This window comes from Pseudomonas sp. MAG002Y, assembly GCF_019400845.1.
GTDB classification, from domain to species: Bacteria; Pseudomonadota; Gammaproteobacteria; order Pseudomonadales; family Pseudomonadaceae; genus Chryseomonas; species Chryseomonas luteola.
The window spans coordinates 61101-86261 of record NZ_WOEJ01000006.1 but is presented as its reverse complement, the minus strand read 5'-3'; the positions used below and the strand labels follow the sequence as shown (position 1 = coordinate 86261).

Here is a 25161-nt window from a genome sequence, read left to right as displayed (position 1 = left end):
TATAGCCGGCCGCCCGGTAAGGCGGCCGGCCTGGCATTACTTGCCGGCCAGCTTGAAGTAGCTGGTCATCAGGTTGCGGTAGTTGGGGATATGGTTGGAGAGCAGCGCACCCAACCCTTCGATATCGTTGCGCCAGTCGCGGTGCAGCTCGCATGCCACGCTGAACCAGTTCATGAGTTGCACACCTGCTGCGCTCATGCGTGCCCAGGCGGCTTGCTGGACGGTCTGGTCAAACGTGCCGGACGCGTCAGTGACAACAAACACATCAAAACCTTCGGCAATGGCGGACAGTGCCGGGAAGGTTACGCAGACGTCTGTCACAACACCGGCCATGATCAGCTGCTTGCGGCCAGTCGCCTTGATCGCCTCGACGAAATCACTATTGTCCCAGGCATTGATCTGACCGGGGCGTGGGATATAGGGCGCGTCCGGGAACAGCTCTTTCAGTTCAGGCACCAGTGGGCCATTCGGGCCGTTCTCAAAGCTAGTGGTCAGAATGGTGGGCAGACCAAAGAACTTGGCGCTATTGGCCAAGGCCAGCACGTTGTTCTTGAAGTCGTTTGGCGTAAAGTCCTGGACCAAGGAAATCAGGCCGGCCTGATGGTCGATCAGCAGAACAAGGGCATCATCTTTGTTAAGGCGGTTGTAGGGCGTAGTCATGGTTTTATCCTTTCATTTGTGGGGCAGAGCATGGGCCTGGTAAACCAGGTCTCTCTCGCGCCGATGGCACGAATAGGTAAATTCAGGGTTTACTACTCAACAGGTGTCGTATGGCGACCGGCACACCTGGCGTCTGATAACGCCGCGCTGCGGCTTCGATCTGTTTCTCGCCTTGAGTCACACGGCCGTGATGGCGCAGATGAGCCAGCCAGGATTCGTCGAAGAAGAACTCCTGCCAGCGTTCGGGGTTCTCGCTGTCCTGCATGAGGCCCCAGGAAAACGCGCCGTTACGCTGGCGCATATGGCGGACCGGCACCATAGCCTGCCGGAACGCCTGGGCATGCTCGACAGCAATGACATAATCGATCGTGACCAGCACCGGCCCCCGCTCACGGTCGAGACTCGGGTCCAGCACCGGCTGCGGCCAGTGCAGCGAAGGCGCGAGGTCCTCGCTTTGGGTGACGGGCAGGCGAAAGCGCCAGGTCAGGACGATCCCGACGAGCAATACACCGGCGGCTACAGTCAGTGCCAGACTAGGCGAGAAATGGCTGGCAACCGCCCCCCACATCGCAGCGCCCAGGGCACTGGTACCAAAGAAGATCAGAATATAGACCGCCAGAGCACGAGCCTTGACCCAGGCGGGTACCGAGGTCTGTGCCGCGACCTGAAGGCTGGACAGCACCGCGATCCACGCGGCGCCGCTGATCAACATGACCGGGATCAGCCCGGCAAAGGAGTGAATCCAGGCTAGCCCCACTAACACCAGTGCATACGTTGCGCTGGCGCCTGCGACAATAAAATCGCCTCGTACCCTGGCCCTGAGCTTGGGTAATCCAACAGCGCCAGCGATCGCACCGATACCGATACATCCCAACAGCACGCCATAGTCCGCTGCACTGCCCTGTAATCCTTGCCGCACAATTAGCGGTAGCAAGGCCATGCCGGCACTGGCTCCCAGAAAAAAAGCGGCAGTCCGGGCCAGCACCGCCTGTAGCGAAGGGGCACTACAGGCATAGCGAAGGCCGACCCGGACGGCGCCAAACAGGCGCTCTGCGGGCAATACCGCAGCCGAGGGAGTTCGCCGCCACGCCAGGAGCGCAGCGATGACAGCGAGAAAGGACACCGCGTTCAAGGCAAAGGTAAGCCAGGGGCCGCTCAGGCTTACCAGAACGCCTGCCAGCGCAGGACCAATGGCCCGCGCGACGTTCATGCCCAGACTGGACAACGCCACGGCAGCGGGTAACTCCGCTTTGTCCACCAGTTCAGGCGTCACCGCTGACCAGGCGGGCATCATCAAGGCCGTGCCGATGCCCATGGCCAGTGTCAGGATCAGCAGTATCGCTACCGACATAAGTTCGAGCAGGCTTAGCGCTGTTAAAAGCAGCGCGATGCTTGCCATCCACACCTGGACTCCAATCAGATAGCGCCGCTTGTCCACAATGTCCGCCAGCGCACCAGCGGGCAGTGCCAGGAAAAACATTGGTAACGAGCCTGCCACCTGAACCATGGCAATCGCCAGTGGACTGGGCGAGAGCGAGGTCATAAGCCAGCCCGCGCCCACCTCATGCATCCAGGTGCCGATATTGGAGGCGATGCTGGCCAGCCACAGCCAGCGAAAGGTCGCCTGCCGTAAGGGACTCCAGGGAGAAGATGTCGTCATTATGGGCGCTGCACTGCTCACATCAAGGTCCTCAGAAGCTGAAGCAGGAGCAGCCAAAGGCGCCCCAGAAACCGGCGTAATCACTTACCGGAACTGCTTTTTGCCGCGCCCGCTCATGGCTGTGGCCGTGAACACCACAGGAACCCACACATTGATGCACCTGCTGTTGAAGCGGGGCTGACGGTTTCCAGTGACCTGGCACCTTGGCAACCGGCGACCAATCCGGAACTACGGGGATAGCCGGAGGGCCCAGGCGATCAAACTCACCCGCACCATAGACGACGTTGCCGTTCACCACGGTCAGCAGCGACTCGATATGCTTGATGGCCTCCTCGTCTACGCTGAAGAAGTCAGCCGACAGCACGGCAAGGTCAGCCAGCTGACCTGCCTTGATCTGACCCTTCTTGCCCTGCTCCGAAGAGAACCAGGCACTGCCTTGCGTGAAGAGCTGCAGGGCCGTCTCGCGGGGTAGCCCTTCTTCATACAGCGCCATGCCGCCTACAGTCTTTCCGCTGACTAACCAGTACAGCGAGGTCCAGGGGTTGTAGCTGGACACGCGGGTGGCGTCCGTACCGGCACCGACGGGGATACCCTCGGCCAGCATGCGCTTGATAGGTGGAGTCGCCTGTGCAGCCTTGGCACCATAGCGGTCAACAAAGTATTCGCCCTGGAAGGCCATGCGATCCTGGATCGCAATGCCGCCGCCCAATGCCTTTACTCGCTCGATATTGCGCGGGGAGATGGTCTCGGCATGGTCAAAGAACCAAGGCAAGCCATTAAACGGAATATCGCGATTGACGCGCTCGAATACATCCAGCATGCGCGAGATGGATTCGTCATAGGTGGCATGCAGGCGGAACGGCCAGCGTTGCTCGACCAGGTGACGAACCACAGGCTCAAGCTCAGCCTCCATGTCTGGTGCAAGATCCGGACGTGGCTCAAGGAAGTCCTCGAAATCAGCGGCCGAAAACACCAGCATTTCCCCTGCCCCGTTATGGCGGAAAAAGTCGGTGCCCTGCCCATACTGGACGCTACCGGTCCAGTGGCGAAAATCGGCCAGCTCTTCCTTGGGTTTCTGGGTAAACAGGTTATAGGCGATGCGCACCGTCAGCTGACCGGCATCGGCCAACTCCTGGATGACCTGATAGTCGTCCGGGTAGTTCTGGAAGCCACCACCTGCGTCGATGGCACTGGTCAGCCCCAGACGGTTGAGTTCACGCATGAACTGGCGGGTGGAGTTGACCTGATACTCCAGAGGAAGCTTGGGTCCCTTGGCCAACGTTGAGTACAGGATCATGGCGTTGGGTCGCGCAATCAGCATGCCGGTCGGTTCACCGTTGGCATCACGCTGGATCTCGCCCCCTGGTGGATTGGGGGTATCTCGGGTGTAGCCCACCACACGCAGGGCAGCCCGGTTGAGCAGTGCGCGATCGTAAAGGTGCAGAATAAAGACCGGTGTATCAGGCGCTGCCTGGTTGATCTCATCGAGCGTTGGCATACGGCGCTCGGCAAACTGGAACTCGTTCCAGCCTCCTACGACCCTGACCCATTGCGGCGTTGGCGTACGCTCGGCCTGGGCTTTAAGCATCCGCAAGGCGTCGGCCAGCGAGGGCACGCCTTCCCAGCGCAGCTCGAGATTGTAGTTGAGGCCCCCTCGGATCAGGTGCAGATGTGAGTCGTTGAGACCGGGGATTGCGGTGCGCTGTTGCAGGTCGATAACCTGAGTCGTAGCGCCACGATGAGCCATGACTTCGGCATCGGTGCCTACTGCCAGAAAGCGCCCGTCCTTGATGGCAACGGCGCTGGCCTGGGGCTTTTCACGATCCACGCTGTGAAAACGACCATTGTGCAGAATCAAATCAGCGTCTTGCATGGTTCCTCCAAACACATAACCGCTGCCTTTGCTAAAAGGCAGCGCAGACCAGAGCGCACCAGCGGCGCCCAGCAGAGAAGCATTCGCGATGACCTGCCGGCGTCGCGGGCTTTCAGGATCCTTTTTCATAGGTACAACTCATGATCCGGCGGCGTATCAGGTCCGCCGGTAATGGCTTAGCGGTTAAGAAACGCCAGCAGGTCTTCATTCAACTGCTCGGCATGGGTAACAGCAAACCCGTGGGGTGCGCCCTCGTATACCTTGAGTTCGGCTCCCTGGATCATTTCCGCGGCCAGCTTGCCGGTTGCCTCCAGCGGAACGACCTGATCGCCGTCACCGTGAATGACCAGCGTGGGTACATCAACCTTGGCCATGTCGGGGCGGAAGTCGGTTTCAGAGAACGCCGTAACGCAATCCACGGTGCCTTTCAGGGAAGCCAGCAGGGCAATATTTAGGGTCTGGGTCATCACGCCGTCCGAGACTTTCTGGTCGCGGTTGGTGCCATAGAACACCGGGCCGAAGTCGCTGATAAACTGGGCGCGGTCTTTAAGCAGGCCTTGTTTGATCCCGTCGAACACGCTTTTATCTACACCCTGCGGATGATCAGCTGTCTTGATAAACAAGGGCGTCACAGCACCCAGCAGCGCCAGCTTGGCGACACGGGCCGTACCATGGCGGGCGATGTAGCGCGTCACGTCGCCACCGCCCATGGAGAAGCCGACCAAGGTCACGCCCTTGAGGTCCAGGTGCTCGATCAGCTGGTGAATATCATCAGCAAAGGTATCGTAGTCATAGCCGCTCCACGGCTGGCTGGAGCGACCAAACCCGCGGCGGTCGAATGCAATGGTGCGATAGCCGCGGGACGCCAGATAATGCATCTGGTATTCCCACATGTCCGCATCCAATGGCCAGCCGTGGCTGAACAGAACAGGCTTACCGCTGCCCCAGTCCTTGTAATAGATCTCAGTGCCGTCTTGGGTTGTAAATGTGCTCATGATGTTCTCCTTCAGGTTGGCTGTGTAGCAATAGAGTTGGCGGATCGACTTAGAGGTGGGGCTTGGTAAGGCTCACCGACATAACCGTGAACGGTGCCGAAGCGGGCGTTGCCGCTCTCCCAGTCCGCCCGAGCACTGGCAATGCTGTTCCAGTCGTAAGCCACGAAGTTCCACCAGATCAGAGGCGTTTGGGCCAGGGGCTCCCCTCCCAGGATGAGCGCCCGTGCTCCAGCGGCTAGTTCCAACGCAAGCAAGGAGTGATTAGCGCCCAAATAGATAAGCTCATCGGCCTTGATACTCTCGCCGGCGACTCGCGCCTCGCCCTGTAGGATCAGCAGTCCGTACTCATGGGAAGGATCAAGTGTTATGTCGAGCGCACCGCCCTGCGGGGCGGCCAAATCAAGGCAAAGCAGGTTGGAATGTACCTCTACGGGCGACTGCCTCCCCTCATAACGGCCAACCAGCAGCTTGATATCCATGCCCTGGGCATGCCAGCTGGGCAAATCGGGATAATGGGTAAATCCCGGCGCGCATCCATGCCGCTGCGGTGGCAAGGCAATCCAGAACTGCACAGCGTGGAGGTTGTGCGAGGTCGATTCCTCCGTATGACTGATACCCTGCCCCGCCGTCATCAGATTGACCTGACCGGGGCGCAATGGCTGCACATGACCGAGACTGTCGCGGTGAAGGATTTCCCCTTCAATCATCCACATATAGGTCTGCAGACCTATATGTGGATGAGGTCCGACTTTCATGCCGGCGCCGTTATTCAGTACGGCAGGTCCGGCATGATCCAGAAAACACCACGCTCCGATGGTACGGCGTTGCCGCGTGGGTAAAACCCGGCCTACCTGCAGGCCGGCCCCCAACTCAGCAGAGCGGGCTGGAATACGGAGGAAGCTGAACTCAGGCATCATCCGCTACCTCTTCCATCAGGCGCGTCTCGATGTCCACCGTGCCGCGCAGCAATTTATGGATTGGACACGCATTGGCGATATCGAGTAGCCGCAGGCGCTGCTCGTGATCAAGCGCACCAAGCAGTTCTATGTCACGCTCGATTCGCGTGGTATGTGGTGTACCACCCTCGGAGAGGATGTTCAGCACCACATGGGTTTCCTCAATGACCCATCCCTTGCGTTGCGCATAGAGTCCAAGCGTAATAGCCGTACACGCGCCCAGCGATGACAGCAGCAGCTCGTGAGGGTCAGGGCCGGCGTGCCCGGTCTCGGGTAGCGCCAGATCGGCCAGCCAGCGATGAGTCCCCTCACTCAGAGTCACGCGGTAGGGGACAGGGCCAAGCATGGCGGTAACGGTATGCGTCATGGTGCTACTCCTGCCTACTTATTGAGCGTTAAGCCAACCCGCGAACCAGCGCGTCACGTTCGGCATGATGAGAAAGACCACCAGCACCACAATGCAAAAGGTGATCAGCAGATTGCTGGGGACAAAACCGCCCAGTACCGGGAACCGCAGAAATATCGGATGCCACAACTGTGGGATGATCATGGTCAAAGGACTGATCACCAGAAAAGTCAGTACCGCCTGCTTCCACTGGGGTGGCTTCTGTACATCCGGCTGCGGCGGGGTAAACCAGAACTCAGCATCCGCGTGCACCAGCGGGTGGTCGCCATCTTCTAGTAGCGGCAGCACCTCCTCGACCAACTGGCGACGGCGGTCCGAATTGATCCAGTCCTGCAATTGCTCAGCCTTCGCAAAACGCACCACGGTCGTGAAGACACCCCTACCGGCCTGTTGAGGTCTGACGACATTAACGCCCAGGTGCCCGTGCGCTTCTTTGGCAGCTGCCACTGCGCGGCGCAGCCAGGCCTCATACGTATCGAGCTGTCCGGCCTTCACCCGGTGATGGATGACCAGCGTCACCACATGATTGAGATCGATATCGCTCATACGAATCTCCTCACTGAAGATTGCTGGTCGTGACGGCGCTCACGCCACGCATCGAGCGACAATTGCCCCGGTCCTGTAATGGCAAGCGTGCTGAAGATAATGGTTAGCAGCCAGCCAAATTGCGCCTGATCCATTGTCCATTCGGGATGTACAACAACCAGTGCTACCAGCAGCAGGAACAGAATAGGCAGACAAGCCAGGCGCGTACCCAACCCCACGATGATCAGGAGCGGACATACAGTCTCGGCAAACAGGGCCGACAACAGCGTCGGCCATGCACCCAGATGCAAAGGGTCTTCGATCAGCTGTATCTGCTCTTGAACATGTAAGAGTTTGGGAAGACCATGCACCCAAAGCAGCAGCAAACCGCCGCTTGCGCGCAGGAACAGCAGACCTAGATCGATCGGGTATGGCCGGGGCATGGCGTTTACCTCACCTACTCTGCTCAGTGGCCTTCAGAGGCGTTGAACATGGTCTTGGCATAGATCAGACCCAGGCCATAACCGCCGCCATGGGCAATGGCCGTCTTCACGGTCTGATCGTAGGTTTCGCTACGTGCCCAGTCCCGTTGCAGTTCAAGCAGATATTGGAGAGAGGTCATGGGACGGGCACCCGCCTGAATCATGCGTTGCATAGCGCATTCATGGGCTTCGGTTGAGACATCGCCACAGGCATCGGCAATGACATACACCTCAAACCCCTGATCCAGCGCTGACAATGCCGGCCCCACAATGCAGACCGATGTCCAGAGGCCTGCCAGTACAAGGCGGCCTTTATTAAGCGTATTCACCCGGTCGGCAATACGCGGATCTTCCCAGGTATTCATGCTGGTCCGGTCAATCACCGGCGTTTCTGGAAAGACAGACTTGATCTCATCGAAGATCGGACCGGAAAAGCTTTTTTCGGCGACCGTGGTAAGAATGGTGGATACCTGAAATTCCTTGGCGGCCTTGGCTACTAACGCTGCGTTGTTGCGCAAAGTCACTGCATCGATGGAATGGGTTGCAAAGGCCATCTGTGACTGATGGTCGATCATGATCAACGTGTGGTTGAAAGGATCAATCAAGCCTTTCCCGGGGACGGCAATGGCGGTTGGCATGGTAGCTCTCCAGCTGCAATAGATGTACGACAACTGTCGTCGAATTGCGCCGCCGGAGATTGAACAGTTGTGCTGTGTTTGGAACGTATGTGCTATTGATTGTGCTTTTTAGGCCGTTCTTCTGCTTTCAAGTGGGCCTATCACTGTATTACTTCATTGACTGAGGTCAGGCAGCTCTATTTAAGAAGCAGCCTTCGGGTTTATTGTCCACCAAAATGTGACTATTTTTCGTTTTTTACCTAGTTACTCATTTAAACGGGCGACATTAAGCTTTCTTCCATACCCGCTTCGGCACCTCGGCGAAGCCCTTGAACCCTTAATGGAAGAACTGAACATGACTACCCTAAACTCCTCTCAAGCCTTTACCGCCACTGTTGGACGTCTGCTGCTAGGTACTCTGTTTCTGTTCAGCGGTATCGGCAAGTTGGCAGCGCCTGCAGCAACCATGGGTTACATCGGGGCCTCCGGCATGCCCTTTCCACTCCTGGCCTACCTGGGTGCAATCGGTGTTGAGATAGGTTTGGCCAGCCTGTTGCTGGTGGGGTACCGAACACGCTGGGTGGCAGCCATCATGGCGGGCTTCACCATCCTGACGGCTGTGGTCTTTCACAACAATCTTGCCGACCAGAACCAGCTGATCCACTTCCTCAAAAACATCGCAATCGCCGGTGGCCTGTTGCAGATCGTTGCATTCGGCGGCGGCGCCCTCAGCCTGGACGGTGCTCGCTCCAAGCGCCGCCTCGCCCTCGCCTGATCTGAACCTACGGTACGCTCCCAGCGGGCGTACTACCTTGCCCTGCACGATCAAAGAGACTCGCTGCCATGTCGTCCGTGATAAACGCCTTGCTGACTGGAAATGCCGTGTTGCTGTTCGTGAATGTCTTCGCCGAGCAGTTGGGCGCGCCGTTACCTTCCTATCCGCTTCTGGTCGCTTCTGGCGCCTCTGCCGACGCTCCCATGAGGCTGGTCGAGCTTCTGTTTCTCGCTTCGCTGGCTTGTGTTCTGGCAGATCTCGCCTGGTACTGGGCAGGGCGCCATCATGGCGAGCGCATTCTCACATGGTTAGCAAAACTACCCTTCTCTCACCGCAAGAACGCCGGTACCTGCTCGGCTCGCTTCACCGAACGGGGCGCACGGTGGTTGCTGGTGTCCAAATTCGTACCCGGCATGGGAGCAGTCGCCACATTGATGGCAGGCGCGCAACGAATGTCGCTGGCTCAATTTCTCGTGTACGACACCCTAGGTTCAATACTGTGGGCCGGTTCAGCACTCCTGTTGGGGCATACCTTTCAGACTTCGGTGTTTCTGGCGCTGGACATGGTTCAGGAATACCTGTTTACCGGTCTGGCTGCTGCTGGGCTGCTGCTTGCTGCAACCCTGCTGGCGGCGCATCGTCTAAAACGCCATACCATCCGGCGTCAGACAAGACATTTCAATCAGCAAACAATCACTCATCGTTCGCAGCCGGCTAATCAGCTTTTTGCAGAACGCTCGGTCGAGGCGTCTTTAGTCTACCCATTCAGCGCTACAGCCTTGCCGTCTTTCCAACGGTTCAATCGGTCTCTTTATTCACCTGCGTGTCGTAACGCACAGCTACCTGTGGCTCAGCGGATGTCGTGCACCGCTCATGCTGACGCCTGGAATGAAGGGTCTGCTACCCGCGGCGCCCTGCCGGAGGCCTCATGACGCTGCCCGCAGTGGGTCTGGCGACGTCTCACCTAGCGCCAACGGCTGTCACGCGATGCGTGAGGATGGCATTGGACGTAGGTTATCGCGCCATCGATATTGCACAGGTCGATGGGCATGAGGTGGCTATCGCCAGCGCCATTACCCAAAGCGACGTCATACGAGAACAGCTGTTTCTAACGCTCAAGCTCTGGGTCGACAACTTAAGCCGTGATCGCTTGATCCCGAGCTTGCGCGAAAGCCTGAGCCGCTTGAAAACCGACTATATAGACCTGGCGCTGATTCATTGGCCTTCGCCGAAGGGCCTGGTTCCTCTCGCCGAGTATATGACGGCTCTTCGCGAGGCGAAGGACGCAGGGCTAGTCCGATCCATTGGGGTAGCCAACTTCACGCGCGCCCTGATGCGGCAGGCCATAGCGGCAGTTGGCGCTGAGTCTATTGCTACCAATCAGATCGAGTTGAACCCCTATCAGGCTAATCGTGGGCCTGTTGATCTGATGCAGCGACACGGAATTGCCGTTACAGCCTATTCTCCGCTGGCAAAAGGCAAGGTGTTAACAGACCCGGTTGTTCTGGAGATTGCACACCGCATGGCCATCACTCCGGCACAGGTCGTCCTGGCCTGGACACTGCAGCAAGGTCATTCCGCCGTGGTTACCGCGACGTGCAAGGAGCATCTGGTAGAAAATTTTGCCGCTCACGGCATCATCCTGGCGGCCAAGGATATGGCTGCCTTGTCCGGCCTCGACAGAGGACTGCGTCAGACCAACCCGCCAGGCCTTGCACCGGCCTGGGATTGATATCAGCCTATCGAGCCCCTTCTGTTCCAAGGCGGGTGCTTTATGATGCCCGTCTCTCAGTTACGTTTATGGAAACCTGCAATGGACAAGTTCCTGGCGCTGCGCTGGTTCGTAGAGACTGTCGATACGAAAGGCTTTTCGGCCGCAGCGCGATCGCTGAACGTTGCTACCTCCTCCGTTACACGCCTCATGGATGCACTCGAGCAGGAGTTGGGAACGACATTGCTGAACCGGTCCACGCGTCAAGTCACCGTGACTGAGGCAGGCTCACTCTATTACATCAAGGCCAGACAGCTTCTGGAAGATCTGGAGTTAGCCGATGCCCAGGTTCACGACCAGGGTACTGAGCCTGCCGGGCCGCTCAGGGTCACCGCCCCTACGGCGTTTGGCCGAGCTTATCTTGCCCCTTTCCTGGCTACCTTTCTGGCACGCTATCCCAAGGTAGATTTGGAACTGGAGCTGACGGACACGCTTGTAGACCTCTTTGCCGACCGGGTCGATGTGGCCATACGGCTTGGTTCACCTGGCGCCCATGATGAGCTGATATGCCGTTCGCTCGGTTACTTTCAGCGTTACGTAGTTGCCAGTCCTGTATATCTCTCACGGCGCGGGTGTCCCGATCAGCCAGAAGACCTGACTCGTCATGACTGTCTGCGCTTCAGCTTTAGCAAAACCCCACAGACATGGACATTCGTCAAACAAGGCGAAACCCGTCGGGTAGCTATCAAAGGACGCCTACGCAGTAATAATGCCGAGGTCCTGCATGAGGTCGCATTGGCAGATGGAGGTATTACCTTATTGGCCGACTGGCTGGTGCAAGCCGATATCGAGAGCGGCCGACTGACTCGACTGTTCCCGGATCATGACGTCAATCCGAATCAGGCCAGTGCCGCCATTTCAGCGCTGTATCTGCCCAATCGGCGCGGCTCAAGGCGGGTCAGTGCCTTTATCGAATTCTGCGAGGAGCGCCTTTCCAGCCTGCGTATCAGCTAGCCATTGCCCCTGGCGCAACGCTGCGTTGCTCTGCAGTCCGATTCTCTTACTCTGCTCTACTCTTTAAGGTATGCCTCATTGAAGATGTTGAACGAGGCACCCGTCATGCATTCAAATGACCAGAACATCACCCAGGCTGCTTTCTGTTCCAGGTTTGGGACCGGTAGTAGTCGTGCGGATACAGGCAATCGGGTAGTGCCTTGCGTGGAGTCCATTTGCAACAACCGCACCAGACGCGAAGATAAGAAAAGAGCGTTATCACTTCCGACTTAACAGCTCATCGGAAGTACCTGAAACGCAACCTTATAGATCATCAGCCCTACAGGCTGACCTCCGAGGAACTTGATCGTATATCCCGCTCGCATCGAATAAGCGGGTCCTGCTCCATCCTGCCCGTCGCTTTTCTTGAAAAGACCTTGAACCGAATTGAATAACCGTTGCCTTGCCAGGAGATCCTAATGAGTACTGCATCGATGATCGAACATGAGCATTTCCCTACGACTCTCTCAAAAGGGCTGGTATTACTTTTTGCCTTTTGCTGTGGCGCCATTGTTGCCAATCTCTATTACTCACAGCCCATCATCGAACTGATCGCTCCCGCCGTCGGGCTTAGCGAGCACGATGCCAGCCTGATCGTCTCGCTGACCCAAATCGGATATGCCCTGGGGCTGCTTCTGCTGGTTCCGCTGGCCGATCTCCTGGAAAATCGTCGTCTGATGGTTATCACGGTTCTCGCCTCGGCTGTCATGCTGATGGCGGCGGGCCTTACGACCCAACCCAGCGTCTTTCTAGTGGTCTCGCTGCTAATTGGTGTCAGCTCGGTGGCCGTACAGATACTGATTCCGCTGGCAGCCCATCTTGCCCCCGAACAGTCACGTGGGCGCATTGTGGGCACCATCATGAGCGGACTGCTGCTGGGTATCCTGCTGGCACGTCCGGCCTCTAGCCTGATGGCCGATTACTTCGGCTGGCGTACCGTGTTTTTTATCAGCGCGGTGATCATGTTGGCGATTGCCGGCGTGGTCTTGAAAGTGGTTCCCGCACGTCAACCGTCCCACCAGGCACACTATGGCCAGCTCCTGTTGTCACTGGTTCATCTCTTCACACGTGAATCTGTGCTACGCCAGCGCTCGCTGTATCAGGGGTTGATGTTTGCCGCCTTCAGCCTCTTCTGGACGGCCGCGCCCCTTGAGTTGATCCGACATTATGGTCTGTCGCAAACCCAGATTGCCGTCTTTGCTCTGGTAGGTGCTGTCGGCGCAGTGTCTGCACCGATTGCAGGACGCCTTGCCGATGCAGGCCATACCCATCGTGCCTCGGCAGTTGCCATGCTGCTTGCCGCCCTGAGTTTTCTACCAGCGCTGGTTCATTCACCTTATGGGGTCGTCAGCTTGGCAATAACCGGCATCCTGCTCGACTTTGCCGTGCAGATGAACATGGTTCTGGGTCAACGTGCCGTCTATATGTTAGATGCCAAGAGCCGCGCCCGTTTGAACGGCCTGTACATGACCAGCATCTTTATTGGAGGTGCCATGGGATCGGCGATAGCCAGCACCGTTTATGAACGAGGCGGCTGGCCAGCTATCGTTATGGTAGGCAGTAGCCTGCCGCTGCTGGCCCTGTTGTTCTTCGGCATTGGTCGCTTACGAGGCGCCAACACATGATTAAGCTTTGACACCGAGGCGGTCTTTTCAGACCGCCTTTTTTGTATCGCGTCGGCTTATTAGCTACGAGGGGCTGCCACAAAATTCACCATCCACTGCGCGATCAGGGCGCCCTGATGAGGCTGCTCCAACGAGGCTACAGCCGTCTCGTATTGTTCGGTGGAAAAGGCTGACTGGCGCCTTACCAATAGCCGGTTCGCATACTCGGCCACAAATTCCGGATGCCCCTGAAAACACAACACCTGATCGCCCATGACGAACGCCGCATTCGGGCAGTAATCGCTACTGGCCAGACACTGCGCGGCAGGAGGCAGCGCCGTGACCTGGTCCTGATGCGAGACGATCAGCGTGACATTCTCCAGCGGAGGCTGCTGCCAGGAAAAGCCCTGCGCGACCTCGAAACGCTGTACCCCAATTCCCCACCCGCCCTTGGCGCGTTCGGCCACCCCTCCTAGCGCCAGGGCCAGGAGCTGATGACCAAAGCAGATACCCAGGAGCTTGTCACCGTGCTCATAACGTTGTTGCACATAAGTTTTGAGGCGTTGAATCCAGGGCTCTTCGCCAAAGGAGTCCGCCTTGCTGCCGGTAACCAGATACGCATCAAAACGGGCGCCTTCCGGTGGGTAGTGGCCTTCAACGACGTTATATACCGTGCATTCAACCTGCTCCGGCACCTGCTCGAACAGGCGAACAAACATGGCGCCATAGCCGTCGTACAGCTCGGCCAATTCAGGGACAAGAATATCGGTTTCGAGAACACAGATCCGAACAGACATGGGACTCCGAGGCAATAGCAAGGGGTATGAAGCCGCTGCGCAAAAGCGCGGGCAGGAGAAATATGGTACGTCAGCTCAGGAGCGTGGTTCTACCTGGAGCTATTTTTTCGCTCCTCCTCCCTGCGAACTTAATGTTCATGGAAGCGTTTTTCCTGCGCCTCGCCGCGAACTTATTAAGCACAATGCCATCAGTAAATTTTACAAAATGTGTATTCAGCGATAGCACTTTCGAGGCCAGGTGCACTCCACGTTTCATATAAATAGAAAAACACTATTTCACTCAAAGCACTCTTTTGGCCTACCACATCCGCTGTACATTTTATTCAATCAAAAGGAGCAGTACGTTCACGGAAGTCATGAGCAACTTTGACAGGATCAAGGAGATAAAGGCGCATGGCTATAGTTTCGCACAAGCATCAGGATGAAGAGCTTTACTGTCCCGACCATACCCGAACGTTCGACTACTTCGAAGAATTGCTAGATCTTGCTGGAATCAAGGTCAACGGTTCCAACCCTTGGGACATCCGGCTACATAACAAGGGCGTTCCAGAGCAGGCATTTGCTCGAGGCAACCTGGGCCTGGGCGAGACGTACGTTAATGGCGACTGGGATGTCGATCGGGTGGATGAATTCATCTACCGCATCCTGAAAGCAGACTTGTCCTCGCGCATACAGCCGTCGCGGCTGGTGTTTCATTACCTCAGAAGTCAACTGTTCAACCTCCAGACCCAAAGCCGTGCCTGGCAGGTTGGGCAAACACATTACGATCTCGGTAATGACTTTTATGCCACCATGCTGGATCCGCGGATGACGTATACCTGCGGTTACTGGAAAAATGCGACGGACCTTGCTTCTGCGCAGGAAGCCAAACTTGACCTCATCTGCCGAAAGCTCGGCCTGCGTCCTGGCATGAAAGTGTTGGATATCGGCTGCGGCTGGGGCAGCTTCATGGGCTACGCAGCCCAGCATTATGGTGTCACGTGTGTGGGGGTAACGATTTCAAGAGAGCAGGCCGAATTTGCCAAACGCAAATATGCGGGCCTGCCGCTCGAATTCAGGTTGCAGGATTATCGTGACCTGGACGATACCTTCGACCATATTGTCAGCATTGGTATGTTCGAGCACGTCGGGCGCAAGAACCACAGGACGTTCATGGAGGTCGCTCATCGCTGCCTGAAGGATGATGGACTCTTTCTGCTCCATACCATTGGCAAGAATCAGCGGCATTCCTCTCCCGATCCCTGGATCGACAAGTATATTTTTCCTAATGGCGACCTTCCCTCGATTGGTCAGATAGGCGATGCCCTTGATGAATTATTTGTGGCTGAAGACCTGCATAACTTCGGAGCGGATTACGACAAGACGCTAATGGCCTGGTTTAAGCACTTTGATGCTGCCTGGCCAAGCTTTGAGAAAAAACTCGGCACACGCTTCTATCGCATGTGGACGTATTACCTGCAGTCTTGCGCTGCCGCCTTTCGCGCCCGGAATATCCAGTTGTGGCAGTGGGTCTTATCCAAGCGGGGCGTGCCGGGCGGCTATAACCGGCTGAGCTGAGCCTTGTGCAATCGACCCAGGCACAAGAACCATGCCTGGGTCGTTTTACCTTCAGGGCTGCGAATGCGCGCCATGATTTTGAGACCCAGTGGGATCCTTGATTTGGATGATCCTTCCCTTTTGCCAGGCATCGGCACCGGGATCGATGGCCGGAGCGACGATATCGGCCCGGGCAGCTTTTTTCGCCTTGCTGTCGATGCCCATACGACGATCACGCGCCTCGACCATCTGTGGATTGGCCTGGCCGTCGGCAGTAAATCCCATCATCAACTGAGGGACACCCAGCGGTAAGGTCTTGTCTTGGTCTGTGTGCCAGGTATGCCAGGTTTTTCCATACGTATGAACAAGCTTTTCCATCAGCTTATGCTCCGCCGGTTCGGGGATCCCGGGTGCTACCAGCTGCCCCGATTTCACCTCGTGGACATGGCTGTGCCACAGGGCTTTCTCCGCGGCAGGCAGCTGCTTGAAGAGCGCCTCATCGATGATGTACTCCACGCCCATGATCTTGGCATCCCTGGTATTGCCGTCATAAATGACACACTGGATGACCTGTTCGTTAAGGACCGAGCAGTAGTGATGAGCCTCCATCTGCCCATGCGGGTGCCCGTTATAGAAGTGGAAACCGTCCAGGTAGGCATTGAGGGCATCGATAGGCGGCTTGTTCTGCAACACGTCGGCACCGGTCTCCAAGGTCTTGGTCATCGCCTGCTTGGGCGCACCGGGCGCGGTGACATAGGACTCTGTATTACCGCCGCTGGAGCAGGCGGTCAATAGGCACACCAGGGAAAAGGGAATCGCTCTTGCATTGACGCTCATGAAACACCTGTAATTATTACGCGAAATCATTTTCAGCGTAATAGAGATCTCCAGGAGCGCAACGAGGCAAGAGCTGAAGATAGGTTGCGCAACCTATGCATTAAACGAGCGACTGGGTCATGCAACAAGGGGCGCCGCAAGCAATAGAGCAGATCAACTTTTCGTTTGGTCACGGCATGACACCGCTCCCCTAGTCACAGGAAAAGAGGACATCAACCGAACCCACCCATGAGCGCCGGGTCGCTATAGAAACTTGGGTAGTTGATGGAGCGGAGCAATGGTCGAACGATGGAAATGGTTTTTACTTAGGAAGAGCAAGCGCCCCTGGTTTAGGGCAACGCTTTTTTCGGTATTGGGCGTTGTGACCGCCCTACTGGCCTTAGTGTTTGCCCCGTATATTCCAGATGAGCTTCCTACCAAGATCGGCGCCGATGCCGTTGACAATATTTTGGGCATCATTGCGTCAAGTATGCTGGCCGTTACTACCTTTTCTCTAAGCACCACAGTATCAGCCTACAGTTCAGCCACCAATAACGTTACCCCACGGGCAACCTCTTTACTGGTAGAGGACCCTACTACACAAAATGCTCTTTCGACCTTTATTGGGTCGTTTATTTTCAGTCTTGTCGGAATCGTTGCGCTAAGCACTGGGCTCTATGGCGCCAAGGGGCGCGTTATTCTGTTTGCGGTAACGCTTTCGGTCATCGTCCTGATTATCTATGCCCTGCTACGCTGGATTGATCGCTTAAGTAGCCTGGGTCGGGTAGGCGAAACCACAGCCCAAGTTGAACGTGTCACCCTTAAGGCGCTACAGCACCGCCTGGAGCAACCCTACCTGGGCGGCAATCCATTACCGGAGAACGCCTTCTATAAAACCCTAGGCCGCCCTGTATACGCAAACCGGATTGGGTATATACAGCATCTGGACATGCCGGCTCTGGCGGAGCTGACCAAACATGAGCGAAGTCGCGTATACGTGAATGTCTTGCCTGGCAGTTTCGTTGATCCTGGTTGCCCTTTAGCATGGGTAGACGGACTCAATGAGCAATGTGACAACGAGCTCCGGAATGCCTTTGTCATGGGTGAGCAACGTACTTTTGAACATGATCCTCGCTTCGGCCTTTCGGTAATGGCCGAGATCGCCTCACGAGCGCTGTCCCCAGGCTTCAATGATCAGGGTACAGCCATTGATGTCATTGGACGCGCGGTGAGAGTACTCGCCTGTGTGGCAAATCGGCCTAAATGTTCACCTCCAGTCGAGCAGGTCTTAAGCCGCATTTACATAAGGCCCCTTGACGTGAATGACCTGTTCGACGATCTGTTTACCCCAATCGCACGGGATGGCGCAGCCATGATCGAAGTAAACATACGCCTGCAAAAAGCACTCTTTTCCCTTAGCCACCTGGATAATGATGCAATGCGCGTCGCTGCTGTCAGGCAAAGCGAGCTGGCCTACATGCGTGCCAGCCAGGCGTTGGCAATGGACGAAGACCGGCGGCGACTTGAGCAGCTACGGGCCGAACTGAAGCGGGAGTACTGATTGAGTGCCGCTGGTATCGCCTTTCTCAAAGCGCCTGCTCAGGTGCATTTTGGAGGATGGAAAAACTGCCGTCTGTCTCAAGCACCACCGCACCGACTTCATTCAATGCACTTTTTCCCTGAGTCCGCAGGGCCTGCATGACTTCATCTTCCGTAACACGGTTGCTCCGTAGGTTGTCATGCATCCATTTCCCTTGGTAAACCAACAGGGACGGCGACGATCGGGCCAGCTTACGCACAGCTGGCCAGCGAACGCTGCTCCAGGTAACCACATACTGCAGACCAATAAGCAGCGCGAACGCAGTCAACCCTTCTGCCAGCGCCACGCTTGACGACAACAGCACGGTAGCCAGGGTTGAGCCCAATGCTACCGTCACGACAAAATCAAAGGCATTGAGCTGGGCCAATGTCCGTTTGCCCGAGATACGCAAAAGCGCAATCAAACAGACATAGGCCGCCGTTCCGACTACGATAACCCGGATCAACCCACTCCAACTATCGAAAAACATAACGCCCCCTGTCTGGTGCATTGGCCGGTGTATGAGGTATTCAAAACCTACAGATGTGAGGGGCAACGGGCCGGAGTCGTTCACTAAACCATCGACGATATACGGTCCAGCCCTGCGACGTTCTGGCTCTTCGTGACAACGGCAGGTCTATAGCGCGACGGGCAAAGCATGAGCGCGGCGGCCAGCTGCAGAGTCATGACCCGCTCTGCTGCGCTTCCCACGCCTTGCAAGGCTATCGGTAGAGTTCAACGGAAGACAGGCGCACGTTCAATCGGTCTGCAGACGCCGCACCTTACATAGGTTCAAGGCTGCCAGGGTTCGCCTTTGGTCTTTTCGGTGCGTTTCAATCGCTGTTGCATTGCGCTTTTACACAGGATTTGAGCGCTGACGGGCGCAGTAATGAACAAAAACAGGGGAATCAGCAATTCATGCAGGCTGAGGCCATCGTGCTGGGTCGTGAAATACAGCATGGATGCAATGACGGTACTGCCTACGCCCAACGTCGTGGCCTTGGTTGGGCCATGCAGCCGGGTAAAGAAATCAGGTAGCCGTAACAGCCCGATCGAGCCAATCAACGTAAACACGCTACCCACGAGGAGTAGTACACAAACGATACCTTCAAGCCATGGGTTCATATGTCTCCTTACTCAATGATGTCGCCACGGGTAATGAATTTGGCCAGTACAACCGTGCTGATAAACCCCATCAACGCAATGATCAGCGCCGCTTCGAAAAACAGGTTTGAGTCCAGCCACAGGCCAAACAGTACAATCAATGCGATCGCGTTGATGTTAAGGGTGTCCAGCGCCAGGATACGATCGGACTGATGTGGCCCTCGCACCAGCCGGATAAACGCGAGCAGCACGGCAATGGTACATAGAGCTAGGCAAATAGGAATAACAATGGTCAGCATGGAAATATCTCCATCAGCGGCTGCTCGTAACGCGTCTTGATACTTCTAATCAGCTGCTCGGGATCTTCTTCGTTGAGTGCATGAACCAGAATGAGGGAATGATCTTCATTGAGTTCAGCCGATACGGTTCCAGGCGTCAGCGAGATGATACTCATGAGCAGGGTAAGGCCAAGGTCATCCCGAATATCCACAGGTACCTCGACAAAGATGGGATTGAGCCGCCGTGTCGGCCCCAAGACCAGTACAGCTACCTGAATGTTGGCGACGAGTGCGTCCCTGGTAACTCTAAGAAGCAACTTAACTGTCAGCCAGCCGTGTTGGGGCCGCGCGTTCTCGAACCACATTCGAGTACATAACCGTGGAATAGCCCAGCCCAGGAAAAGACCCATAATCCAGCTTCCCAGACTGATACTGTTGACCAGTAGCAACCAGAGCACTACCAGAACTGCGCTTAACCATGGATGCGGAAACAATCGGCTCATCGGCTACCCTCCTGTAATACAGCACTGGCGTAAGCCGCTGGAGACATGATTTGTTGCGCAGCCTGGTCAAGGTAAAGCGTCAGCGGTTTTGCGACGACTACCAGCACGACACTGGCGGACATCAGCGTTATCACGGCTAACAGGCGCCAGCCATTTGCCCTCTCCTGCCCGGCGATGCCCTCACCGCCTCGCCAGAACACCGTACTGCCCGCCCGGCTTAATGCAATGACGAGGCCGAGACTGGAGATCAGCAATACCGGCCAGAGCCAGCGCGCCTCCGAAAGTGGTGCAGACTTCAGGATCAGCAGTTTGCCAAAAAACCCTGAAAACGGCGGCAGGCCCGCCATGGACACCGCCCCGATGAAAAACAGGCTGCCCAGAAGCATGGGCTGTCGCAGGGCAGGCCCTTTCTCCAGTCGGGCCCCGGTTTCCCCTCGCTGCCTGGCGACCATATCACTGAGCAGGAAGAGCCCTCCGGTAATCCATGTGGTATGAATCAAGTAGAACAGACAAGCCGAGATCGATTCCACACGTCCCAGCGACATGCCAGCCAACAGCAGCCCCACCGATACCAGCACCAAATAAGCCACCAGTTCCTGAAGTTGGCGCGCCGCCAGGGCACCAATGGACCCCAGGGCAAGGGTCAGCAAGGCCAGAGGCCACAGCAAGGGTTGCGCCAGGTGGGATAATGCTCCGGCGTCAGGGCCGAACAGCAGCGCATAGATACGCAAAATCGAATATACACCGACCTTTGTCATCACGGCGAACAATGCAGCGACCGGAGCCGTTGCCCCTGCGTAGGCACGTGGTAGCCAGAAGTACAGAGGTAGCAGGGCCGCCTTGAGTGCAAAGACTAACAGTAGCAGGAGCCCGGCGGCTGCAATCAGCGGGGCATCGTCCGGCCCTACCTGTGCAATGCGTTCAGACAGATGTGCCATGTTCAGGGTGCCTAGCAGCCCATATAGCACGCCTACGGCCACCAGAAACAACGACGAGCCCAGGAGATTAAGCAGTATGTAGTGCAGGCCCGCACTTGTGCGCTCCTTGCCACCGCCGTGCAACAGCAGCGCGTAGGAGGCGATCAGCAGGATTTCGAAGAAGACATACAGATTGAACAGGTCGCCGGTAAGAAAGGCGCCATTCAGGCCGGCTACCTGAAACTGGAATAACGAATGAAAATTAGGGCCGCGAGCATCGTCGCCCTGGCAGGCATAGAGTATGGCACCACTCGCCAGAACCGATGTAATCAGCACCATAATCGCACTCAGCCGATCCAGCACCAGCAGAATGCCAAAGGGAGCCGACCAGTTACCGAGGGTGTAGGTTACGATTTCATCGCGGGCAGCAACAGTGATCAGCCACGCTGACAGCGGGATCAGCAGGAAGGTAGCCAACGCTGAAAAGTACCGTTTGTTTTGCGATGTCATACTATTGAACAGTAATAGGGCCGCCCCGCTGAAAAGCGGCAGTAGAATCGGCAGGATGATCACATGACTCATTGTTCCTCTCCGTCCACGTGATCGTTTCCAAGTTCGCAAACCGCACGGATGGACAGCACCAGTACGAATGCTGTCATCGCAAAGCTGATGACGATGGCAGTCAGCACCAGCGCCTGGGGCAAGGGGTCAGCATAGGTCTGGCTTTGACCAATGATGGGAGCAGCACCGGTCGACAAGCGCCCCATGGCAAAAAGAAAAAGATTCACAGAATAAGTGATCAGGGTCATTCCCAGTACGACCGGGAACGTACGTCCACGTAGCATCAGATAAACACCGCTCGCTGTCAGCACACCCAAGGTGATGGCAAATAACAGTTCCATCAGGACACGTCCTCCTCTTGCGGTCGGCCGCTTGAGGCCAAATGCGCCAGTGTCAGCAACGAGGAGCCTACAACGGTTAGGTAGACGCCCAGATCAAACAGCGTCGCGCTGGCCAGTTCGACGTCACCGATCACTGGAATATGCAGGTGCGTGAACCCAGAGGTCAGGAAGGGCTTGCCAAACAGCCATGCGACCAGCCCTGTCGCCCCGGCCAGCAAAACGCCGCTGCCTGCCAGGCGGCGATAATCGAGAGGCAAGCGTGCAGTCGTCCAACGAAGCCCACTGGCAATGTACTGCAGGATCAATGCTGCCGTTGTGATCAGGCCCGCTATAAAGCCGCCACCGGGCAGCTGATGGCCACGCAGAAATATAAAGACGGAAACCAGCAGGGCCAGCGGTAGTAGGAGCTTGGCCATAACCTTGAGCATCAGAGGGTGCCGATCACGTATCCAGGGGTACCCACCCAGCCCCCGCTCGGGAAGTTTGGGGTTTAGCCCGTCCAGCATGGCGTAGACGGCGATGCCGGTAATGGCCAGTACGCTGATTTCGCCCAGCGTATCGAACCCCCGAAAGTCCACCAGAATCACGTTGACGACGTTGCTGCCGCCGCCTTCCGGTACGCTCCGGTCCAGGAAGAACTGCGCAATGCTCTCGTAGGGCCGCGTCAGTACCGCATAGGCCAGCAAAGAAACCAACCCACCGCATCCCACCGCCAGTAGGCCGTCCCGTCCTCTTCGCAGTGCGGAGGACTCACGCGGTGTATGCCAGGGCAGGAAGAACAGTGCCAGTACCAGCAGGACCGTGGTGACAACCTCAACCGACAACTGAGTCAATGCCAGATCAGGCGCCGAGAACCGGGCAAACAGCAGAGACACCATCAACCCGGCTACACTGCTAAAGACGATGGCTTGCAACCGCCGACGGTGGAACAAGACGACTGAAATCGAGGCGGCCATAAGAATCACCAGCCCTGCCGAGGTAACCGGGTCGAGTGGAGTCATCGCCACCGGCCCCGTCACTACCTCGAGATCCCACAAGGCACTCCCGGTTACGAGCAGTACGCCTATCAGCATAAGCGTCATGTATCGTTGTAGCGAGCCGTTCTCTACACGTTCGGTAAACAGGACGGTCAGCCGGACCAGACACTGGATTGCGCCCTCGAACACATCCCGCGCTTCGGCATCAGGAAGTTGGTTATACAGGCGAAACAGGGGACGCCGCATTCCAAAGTAAAGCAGTACGCCACCGCCCAGCGCAATGAGGCTCATGACAAGAGGCAGATTGAACCCATGCCAGAGGGCCAGACTGTATTCGGGTAACGGTCCGCCTAATGAAACCCGTGCCGCCAGCGCAAGTAGATCGCCTACGGTCTGCTCAGGCATCAGACCTACCAGGACACACAGCAAGACGAGGATATTGACCGGCGCGCGCATCCAGAACGGCGGCTCATGGGGTGGAAAGTGAGGCATTGCCGAGGGATCAGGCGTCTTGTCCAGAAACGCCTGATGAATGAAGCGTACGGAATATGCCATGGTGAGCAGATTGGCAATGGTGGAGACGACGGGAATGACCCAATTGAACGGACCCAGCAACCCTTGCTCCAGGGTCTCACTCAAAAACATTTCCTTGCTCAGGAAACCATTGAGTAACGGCACTCCTGCCATCGACAACGACGCGACGATCGCAAGCAATGCCGTATGCGGCATGTAACGGTAGAGCCCTCCCAGCCGACGCAGGTCACGCGTACCGGTCTCATGGTCGATAATCCCGGCCGCCATGAACAGTGAGGCCTTGAACGTCGCATGGTTGATGGTGTGGAAGATGGCAGCTACCGAACTCATGTCGGTATCCAGCCCGAACAGCAAGGTGATAAGGCCCAGATGGCTGATGGTGGAATAGGCCAACAGCCCTTTAAGGTCTTGCTGAAAGAAGGCCATGGCTGACCCAAGCACCAGGGTAACCAACCCGGTAAGGCTGACGATATAGAACCACTCATCTGTACCCGAAATAGCCGGATACAGGCGTGCCATGAGATAAATGCCAGCCTTAACCATGGTGGCTGAGTGCAGATAGGCTGAAACAGGCGTGGGCGCTGCCATCGCGTGAGGAAGCCAGAAGTGGAACGGAAACTGGGCAGACTTGGTAAAGGCACCTAGCAGAATCAGCACCAGCATCAGCGGATAGAGAGGATGTTCGACGATACGTGAGCCGGAAACCAGGATCTGGCTCAGTTCGAAGCTGCCTGCAATGTGCCCCAGCAACAGTATGCCTGCCAACAGGGCAAGCCCCCCGCCGGAGGTGATCGTCAGGGCCATTCGCGCCCCGCGTCGCGAGTCGGAGCGATGGGACCAGAAACCGATTAGCAGAAACGAGGAAAGACTGGTGATTTCCCAGAAGACGAGCATCAGCAGCACGTTTTCGGAAAGAACGACCCCCAGCATGGCTGCCATGAATAACAGCAGGTAGCTGTAGAATCGTCCAATGGCCTCCTCAGACGATAGGTAGTATCGCGCGTAGAGAATGACCAGAAGGCCGATCCCCAGAATCAGCAAGGCAAAAAGAAAACTCAGCCCGTCCAGACGAAGGCTCAGGTTGAAGCCCAGGTTTTCCAGCCATGTGTACGAAACAGTGATGGCGGCTCCCTCTGCCAACCTGGAGCGCAAATTCAACAGGATGAAGAAGGCAATTGCCGCGGGTATCGAGGCCGCAATGGCAGGCAGGCGTCGACCGCCCCGATCAAACACTACAGGTAACAGGCTGCCAAGCAGCGGCAGTACGACAATCAGCACCAGCATCATACGGCGCGCCTGCTCATCACAATGTAAACAATCATGGAATGCCTTCCGACTCCCCTATTCCAGATACAGGCTCGACTCCAACGAGCTCATTAGGGGGTGGGACAAGCGACCGTCGCGTTAGTGCGCTGCATAATGGCATTCAGACAGGCACATGATTGATGATAAGACGTTAACAATAGCCATCAGGCGATTGATACCCTTATCCGCTCCCGGGGGTTCGTTCGTTACGATGGAGCTGTGTGCCTGCATCAACATCGTCCAGGCTCCAGCGGAAGCCCTCTATGCTTAATCACGCCTGCGCCGAAAACGCATGCAATGATCAATCAGTGGCTAAGAGAAGAAGGCGTTCGGGCTTGAGCTGTTGAAGACCCAATGTGTTTGAGCCTGCCGGTAACTGCCTCATAAGCCCTTCGTAACAATCCTGTTACGTCATGGTGACAGTGCTGGGTCAATGCGTAACGAAATCAGGAACAGCATCGGAACACCAAAACAGGCCAACCCTTCAAGCCACTGATTAATAACGATTTTTTAAAGTTGGCACGGCACCTGCTTTATTCTTGGTATAACAAGAACAACAAATAAAACAGATCACTTCAAAACAACAAAAACAAGAT

At 56.5% G+C, this 25161-nt stretch carries 25 protein-coding genes; 7 read left to right on the top strand and 18 right to left on the bottom strand.

The window, feature by feature from the left end:
- Positions 1-36 precede the first annotated feature (36 nt).
- From ycaC to GM154_RS10360, 9 genes are all read right to left on the bottom strand, one after another.
- Complete coding sequence (ycaC, locus tag GM154_RS10400; RefSeq protein ID WP_219652179.1) at positions 37-660, bottom strand: isochorismate family cysteine hydrolase YcaC; 624 nt, start codon at positions 658-660, stop codon at positions 37-39.
- Positions 661-742: 82 nt separating this feature from the next.
- Entirely contained in the window at positions 743-2320 is a 1578-nt protein-coding gene (locus GM154_RS10395) for an MFS transporter (RefSeq protein ID WP_219652178.1), read from the bottom strand.
- A 31-nt stretch (positions 2321-2351) separates the two neighbouring features.
- Positions 2352-4193 (bottom strand): amidohydrolase, encoded by a 1842-nt coding sequence (locus GM154_RS10390; RefSeq protein ID WP_258019812.1) that lies wholly within the window; start codon positions 4191-4193, stop codon positions 2352-2354.
- A gap of 176 nt (positions 4194-4369) precedes the next feature.
- Complete coding sequence (locus GM154_RS10385; RefSeq protein WP_219652176.1) at positions 4370-5188, bottom strand: alpha/beta fold hydrolase; 819 nt, start codon at positions 5186-5188, stop codon at positions 4370-4372.
- Positions 5189-5199: 11 nt separating this feature from the next.
- Positions 5200-6102: a pirin family protein gene (locus GM154_RS10380; RefSeq protein ID WP_258019799.1), complete on the bottom strand. Its 903-nt coding sequence runs from the start codon at positions 6100-6102 to the stop codon at positions 5200-5202.
- Positions 6095-6511 carry an OsmC family protein gene (locus GM154_RS10375; protein ID WP_219652174.1) on the bottom strand — a complete coding sequence of 139 codons (417 nt, stop codon included), beginning with the start codon at positions 6509-6511 and terminating at the stop codon, positions 6095-6097. Before GM154_RS10375 ends, GM154_RS10380 begins: the two co-directional genes overlap by 8 nt.
- 18 nt (positions 6512-6529) lie before the next feature.
- A complete protein-coding gene (locus tag GM154_RS10370) occupies positions 6530-7096 on the bottom strand; it encodes an antibiotic biosynthesis monooxygenase (protein ID WP_219652173.1) in 567 nt (188 codons plus the stop codon).
- On the bottom strand, positions 7093-7518 hold the full coding sequence (locus GM154_RS10365) for a DoxX family protein (protein WP_219652172.1): 426 nt from the start codon (positions 7516-7518) through the stop codon (positions 7093-7095). The genes GM154_RS10370 and GM154_RS10365 overlap by 4 nt, the downstream gene beginning before the upstream one ends.
- Positions 7519-7541: 23 nt before the next feature.
- Complete coding sequence (locus GM154_RS10360; RefSeq protein ID WP_219652171.1) at positions 7542-8195, bottom strand: hydrolase; 654 nt, start codon at positions 8193-8195, stop codon at positions 7542-7544.
- A 334-nt stretch (positions 8196-8529) separates the two neighbouring features.
- On the opposite strand from GM154_RS10360, the gene GM154_RS10355 reads away from it, so the two are divergent.
- The 5 genes from GM154_RS10355 (at position 8530) to GM154_RS10335 (ending at position 13338) form a co-directional block, all read left to right on the top strand.
- Positions 8530-8949 carry a DoxX family protein gene (locus tag GM154_RS10355; protein WP_258019798.1) on the top strand — a complete coding sequence of 140 codons (420 nt, stop codon included), beginning with the start codon at positions 8530-8532 and terminating at the stop codon, positions 8947-8949.
- Between the two features lie 68 nt (positions 8950-9017).
- Positions 9018-9881 (top strand): DedA family protein, encoded by an 864-nt coding sequence (locus tag GM154_RS10350; RefSeq protein ID WP_219652169.1) that lies wholly within the window; start codon positions 9018-9020, stop codon positions 9879-9881.
- On the top strand, positions 9878-10681 hold the full coding sequence (gene dkgB / locus GM154_RS10345; protein ID WP_219652168.1) for a 2,5-didehydrogluconate reductase DkgB: 804 nt from the start codon (positions 9878-9880) through the stop codon (positions 10679-10681). Before GM154_RS10350 ends, dkgB begins: the two co-directional genes overlap by 4 nt.
- An 81-nt stretch (positions 10682-10762) precedes the next feature.
- A complete protein-coding gene (locus tag GM154_RS10340) occupies positions 10763-11674 on the top strand; it encodes a LysR family transcriptional regulator (protein WP_074825988.1) in 912 nt (303 codons plus the stop codon).
- 458 nt (positions 11675-12132) lie between these two features.
- The gene (locus GM154_RS10335) at positions 12133-13338 is read left to right on the top strand and encodes an MFS transporter (RefSeq protein WP_219652167.1); all 1206 of its coding nucleotides are present in this window, start codon (positions 12133-12135) and stop codon (positions 13336-13338) included.
- Positions 13339-13397: 59 nt separating this feature from the next.
- Here GM154_RS10335 and GM154_RS10330 read toward each other — a convergent pair whose 3' ends face one another.
- A complete protein-coding gene (locus tag GM154_RS10330; protein ID WP_219652166.1) occupies positions 13398-14114 on the bottom strand; it encodes an amidotransferase in 717 nt (238 codons plus the stop codon).
- Between the two features lie 393 nt (positions 14115-14507).
- Here GM154_RS10330 and cfa point away from each other — a divergent pair, with 393 nt between their 5' ends.
- Positions 14508-15671, top strand: coding sequence for a cyclopropane fatty acyl phospholipid synthase (gene cfa, locus GM154_RS10325; protein ID WP_219652165.1), 1164 nt, complete (start codon positions 14508-14510; stop codon positions 15669-15671).
- A 51-nt stretch (positions 15672-15722) separates the two neighbouring features.
- Here cfa and GM154_RS10320 read toward each other — a convergent pair whose 3' ends face one another.
- Positions 15723-16487 (bottom strand): OBAP family protein, encoded by a 765-nt coding sequence (locus GM154_RS10320; RefSeq protein WP_150346117.1) that lies wholly within the window; start codon positions 16485-16487, stop codon positions 15723-15725.
- Between the two features lie 277 nt (positions 16488-16764).
- Between GM154_RS10320 and GM154_RS10315 the strand changes: the two genes are divergently transcribed.
- A complete protein-coding gene (locus GM154_RS10315; protein WP_219652164.1) occupies positions 16765-18027 on the top strand; it encodes a DUF2254 domain-containing protein in 1263 nt (420 codons plus the stop codon).
- A gap of 25 nt (positions 18028-18052) precedes the next feature.
- Here GM154_RS10315 and GM154_RS10310 read toward each other — a convergent pair whose 3' ends face one another.
- From GM154_RS10310 to GM154_RS10280, 7 genes are all read right to left on the bottom strand, one after another.
- The gene (locus GM154_RS10310; protein WP_219652163.1) at positions 18053-18535 is read right to left on the bottom strand and encodes a DUF421 domain-containing protein; all 483 of its coding nucleotides are present in this window, start codon (positions 18533-18535) and stop codon (positions 18053-18055) included.
- Positions 18536-18837: 302 nt separating this feature from the next.
- Positions 18838-19170 (bottom strand): Na+/H+ antiporter subunit G, encoded by a 333-nt coding sequence (locus GM154_RS10305; protein ID WP_010799056.1) that lies wholly within the window; start codon positions 19168-19170, stop codon positions 18838-18840.
- Between the two features lie 8 nt (positions 19171-19178).
- Entirely contained in the window at positions 19179-19448 is a 270-nt protein-coding gene (locus GM154_RS10300; RefSeq protein ID WP_010799055.1) for a K+/H+ antiporter subunit F, read from the bottom strand.
- Positions 19442-19930, bottom strand: coding sequence for a Na+/H+ antiporter subunit E (locus GM154_RS10295; protein WP_219652162.1), 489 nt, complete (start codon positions 19928-19930; stop codon positions 19442-19444). The genes GM154_RS10300 and GM154_RS10295 overlap by 7 nt, the downstream gene beginning before the upstream one ends.
- Positions 19927-21429 carry a monovalent cation/H+ antiporter subunit D gene (locus tag GM154_RS10290; protein WP_219652161.1) on the bottom strand — a complete coding sequence of 501 codons (1503 nt, stop codon included), beginning with the start codon at positions 21427-21429 and terminating at the stop codon, positions 19927-19929. The genes GM154_RS10295 and GM154_RS10290 overlap by 4 nt, the downstream gene beginning before the upstream one ends.
- On the bottom strand, positions 21426-21749 hold the full coding sequence (locus GM154_RS10285) for a Na+/H+ antiporter subunit C (RefSeq protein ID WP_010799052.1): 324 nt from the start codon (positions 21747-21749) through the stop codon (positions 21426-21428). Before GM154_RS10285 ends, GM154_RS10290 begins: the two co-directional genes overlap by 4 nt.
- Complete coding sequence (locus GM154_RS10280; protein ID WP_219652160.1) at positions 21749-24547, bottom strand: monovalent cation/H+ antiporter subunit A; 2799 nt, start codon at positions 24545-24547, stop codon at positions 21749-21751. Before GM154_RS10280 ends, GM154_RS10285 begins: the two co-directional genes overlap by 1 nt.
- Between the last annotated feature and the right edge of the window lie 614 nt (positions 24548-25161).